This is a genomic window from Streptomyces sp. NPDC001781, assembly GCF_053596035.1.
On sequence record NZ_JBSFFI010000115.1, the window covers coordinates 1 to 1,022 of the forward strand.

Annotated in this window: 2 protein-coding genes; one reads left to right on the forward strand and one right to left on the reverse strand. The window is 74.8% G+C overall.

Translation table 11 applies throughout. The annotated features are described in order from the left end of the window. Positions 1-466, forward strand: a 466-nt coding sequence (locus ACWCV3_RS29085; RefSeq protein ID WP_451230394.1) for a rod shape-determining protein, incomplete at its 5' end; no start/stop codon positions are given. Positions 467-474: 8 nt separating this feature from the next. Here the strand turns inward: ACWCV3_RS29085 and ACWCV3_RS29090 are convergent. After that, positions 475-1,022, reverse strand: a 548-nt coding sequence (locus tag ACWCV3_RS29090; RefSeq protein WP_451230397.1) for a sensor histidine kinase, incomplete at its 5' end; no start/stop codon positions are given.

The following is a 1,022-nucleotide window of genomic DNA, read 5'->3' on the forward strand; positions in this document are numbered from 1 at the left end:
GGCGATCACGGACTACGTGCGCAAGGAGCACGGGCTGCTGATCGGCGAGCGCACGGCCGAGGACATCAAGGTCGCGATCGGCTCGGCGTGGCCGGTGCCCGGTGAGGAGGCGTTCGAGATGCGGGCGTTCACCGTGCGGGGGCGCGAGAAGGTGGCGGGCCTGCCGAAGACGGTCGAGCTGACGGTGCGCGAGGTGCGGGCCGCGCTCGACGAGCCCGTGGAGGCGGTCATCGCCGCGGTGAAGGCGACGCTGGAGGAGTGTCCTCCGGAGCTGTCGGGGGACGTGATGGAGCACGGGATCGTCCTGACCGGCGGGGGCGCGCTGCTGCCGGGGCTCGATCTGCGGATCGCCTCCGGCACGGGGATCCCGGTGTTCGTCGCGGACGACCCGCTGGACAGCGTGGCGCTGGGCTGCGGGAAGTGCGTCGACGACTTCGACGGGTTGCAGCGGATGCTCGCGGCGTAGGCCTGCGTCTACGTCCTTGCCGGGAAGGCCGCCGCCACCTCGTACGTGGCGTGGTCCGTCGGGCCCGCTTCGAACGTGCCGCCCAGGGACAGGACGCGTTCCGCCATGCCGGCCGTGCCGGTGCCCGCGGAGACCGGGGCGGTCGTCGGGGCGTCCGTCGGCAGCGGGTTGGCGACCGTGACGTGGAGGCGGTTGGCCGCGACCGCGACCGTGACGGTCACCGGGCGGCCCGGGGCGTGCTTCGCGGCGTTCGTCAGGCACTCCTGGACGACGCGGTAGACCGCGGCCTGGCGCAGCGGGGACTGGGCGCGGGCGGCGGCGTCCACGTCGACGGAGACCTCGTTGCCGGCCGCCGCGCTCTCCTCGGCGAGCCGGGGCAGCGCGTCGAGGCCGGGGGTCGGCGTGCCGCCCCCGCTGCCGCGGCGCACGACGATCTCGTTGAGCAGCAGATGGGCCCGCCGCGCCGTCTCGGACAGCTCGTCGAAGTCCGACTCCCAGCGCTCGCCGCGGGCCCGCCGCGACAGCACCTCCGCCCGCACCGACAGCATCGTCAGCT